Source organism: Aquisalimonas lutea, assembly GCF_030409225.1.
GTDB lineage: Bacteria > Pseudomonadota > Gammaproteobacteria > Nitrococcales > Aquisalimonadaceae > Aquisalimonas > Aquisalimonas lutea.
Genome location: NZ_JAUFPK010000004.1, coordinates 1 through 2,898, shown reverse-complemented (window position 1 = coordinate 2,898; position 2,898 = coordinate 1). Strand labels below are relative to the sequence as shown.

The window sequence follows — 2,898 nt, the reverse complement described above, 5'->3', positions numbered from 1 at the left end:
TTGGCCGCATCATCAGGGCGCTTGCGAGTGAAGGTAATCGCCCTGCGGCGTACATGCTGGCGCGCAAGCAGTTTGGTGAGAACAGCCAGGTGACCAAGGCCCTGGAGACGGGCAGCACCGGCGGCGGTGGCGCGCTGATCGCGCAGGACTTGCTCGGCGAGGTGGTGGAGCTGTTGCGCCCGCGCAGTGTCGTACGCCGCGCCGGCGCCATCACCATGGATTGCCCGTGGGGCACCAAGACGGTGCCCCGTCTGGCCAGCTCGGCGACCGCGTCGTACGTCGCGGAGAACGCCGATATACCCGCCAGCGAGCCGGGCTTCGACACCGACGAGATCGAGCTGAAGAAGCTGGCCTGCCTGGTGCCGCTCAGCAACGAGCTGGTCAGCTTCACCTCAACCGTGGGCCGCGCGGATGAGATCGTGCGCGATGACATGGTGCAGGAGCTGGGCCAGACCGAGGACCGGGAGTTCTTGATTGGCGACGGCGCGAGCGGCGGCCCGGAGGGCCTGACCACGCAAGCCCTCGCCGCGCATACGGACAGCGCGACGAGTGATGAGGAGGCGACGCTGCGCACGGCGGTGAATCATCTGGAGCAGGCCAATGTGCCGGGCGAGCGGCTTGGCTGGGTGATGAGCCCGCGCACCTTCAACTACCTCTTCACCCAGCGCGGCACCAACGGCAACCTCAAGTTTCCCGAGCTGCGCAACGACGTGCCGACGCTGTGGAATTTCCCCGTCTACAAGACCTCCGCCATCCCCAACGACGGCGGCAGCGGCACGAATGAGTCGCAGATCATCTTCTCGGACTTCAGCCAGGTCGTCGTCGCCGAGGCGCTTGGCATGCGGGTGGATGTGACGCAGGACGGCGCGTATCTGGATTCGGGTTCGACGATGCGCTCTGCGTTCACCCGCGACCAGACCATCATCAGGGCGATTCGCCACCACGCCCTGTACCTGCGCCACCCCGAAGCCGTGGCGGTCGTGGATGCCGTGACCTGGGGCGCGTAAGCGCGCGCGAGGTGTAAGAGCGGGCAGGGAGGCTCGCCCCGGCCCTGTGGGGTGAATGATGACGACGGTCGCGCAGGTCGAGTACAACTTACGCGCCAACACGCGCGGGCTGCGGGCGGCACGGCAGCAGCTCGAACGCTTCGCCCAGGTCGCCGAGCGGGCGGGCAAGCAGGTGGATGCGCTCGCGCGGCAGAATCTCGCTGGCGGCCTGCAGCGCCAAGGCCAGGCCGCGCAGCGCAGTGCCCAGCAGACGAGCCGCCTTGCGCAGCAAACGGCCCGTGTAGCCGCACAGATGCGCTCAGGCAACAGCCAGGTGGATGTGCTGGTACGTGGGCTCACAAGTACCGACAAGGCCACACAGCGGGCTGCACGGAGCCAGAAAACGCTATTGTCGACCCTCGGCGGCAGCAACCGCGCCGTCGCCCAGCAGGCGCAAGCCCTCGCCCGCTTGAGTCAGGCGCAGGCGCAGGGGGTGGTGACGACGCGGCAGGCCGCCGAGCACCAGCGCCTCATCAGCCGCCGCTTTACCACCACCGCCGTGAACAGCCGCGACCTGCGCCTCAACATGCGCGGGCTCAACGCGAGCATGGATCAGCTCGCCACCGTCGCCGCGACGGCGGGCGGGCCGGTCGGGCAGCTCGGGGCGCAGGTGGGCATGCTTGGCGGCATGCTGCGCGGCGTCAACCCGCTGTTCGCCGCCGGGGCCGCCGCCCTGGCCGGCGCGGGCGGCATCGCCACCGCAGCCAATCGGGCGGCGCAGCAGATCGATGCGCTCAACAACCGCGCCCAAGCGGCGGGCATGGCGGTGGAGCAGTATGACGCCCTGGTGTTCACCTTCACCCAGCTCGCCGGGGTGACGGAGAACGAGGCGAACAATGCCCTGCGGCGCTACTCGCGGCGCGTCGGCGATGCCCGGGATGGGACCGGGCGCTTGGCGGATGAACTCAAGGCGGCGGGCGTGCGACTCAATGAGTTTCTGCGCCAGAGCCCGGAGCAGCAAATGCGCACGCTCGCCCGGGCGATGTCGCAGGTGGAAGATGCGCAGCAGCGCGCGAGCCTCGCCGCCGCCGCGTTCGGCGCCGAGAACGTGCAGCTCGGACTCGCCTTCTCGCAGGGCGAAGGTGCGCTGACGAGCTACATGGAGAAGGCGGAGCGGCTGGGGCTTGTGAATCAAGAGCAGGCGGAGACCGCCGGGGAGGTACTGGCGGCGCAAGATGAGCTGCGGCGCGCCGTACGCGAGCTGTCGTTCACGCTCGTGGAGCAGTTCGGCCCCGCGCTTGCCCGCGCCGCCGACGAGCTACGCGGCATACTGGCGATCATGGGCGATGTCAGCGATATGTCGCGCCTGATCAACGACCGCATGCAGCACATGGCCCCGGAGATCGGCCTGCCCGTCAATCGGCTGCAAGCCGCCGCCGAGACGATTGAGAACGCGCGTGAGCGCATCGCGGCGGCGCAGGCGGAGATGGATGGGGGTGTGGGCCTGCGCCGAAGGACCCAACTACAGGCGATCATCAGGCAGGAGAACGCGGAGATCGAGCGCGCCGTGGAGCACCGCCAGCGCTTGCTTGCCTCGTATGAAGCCCCGGACAGCGTACTGACCCAGCGCTTCATCTTCGCCCAGCCGCAAGCCCCCACCGGGGCGCCCGGCACGGGTGGTGAAGGTGGTGGCGACACCGACCCCGCTGCGGAGATGGTGCAGCGGCTTGAAGACCAGAACGCCGTGCTGCGCCGGCAGCAGCAGCTACAGGATGCGAATGAAGAGCAGCGCAAGGTTGCGGTGGCGGTGCTCGAAGCCGAGCAAGAGCTGCGGCGCGAAGGCGTCGATCTCAGCAGCGAGCAGGCGCGGCGAGCGCTTGAGCTGACCGCGCAGGTGGAGCGCCAGCGCCTC

2 protein-coding genes are annotated in these 2,898 nt (G+C 69.0%); both read left to right on the top strand.

Going from position 1 to position 2,898, the window contains the following annotated elements; genetic code table 11:
* On the top strand, positions 1-1,007 hold a 1,007-nt coding region (locus QWY84_RS11095), incomplete at its 5' end, for a phage major capsid protein (protein ID WP_290202722.1).
* A 55-nt stretch (positions 1,008-1,062) separates the two neighbouring features.
* The coding region (locus QWY84_RS11090) for a coiled-coil domain-containing protein (protein WP_290202721.1) at positions 1,063-2,898 on the top strand (1,836 nt) is incomplete at its 3' end.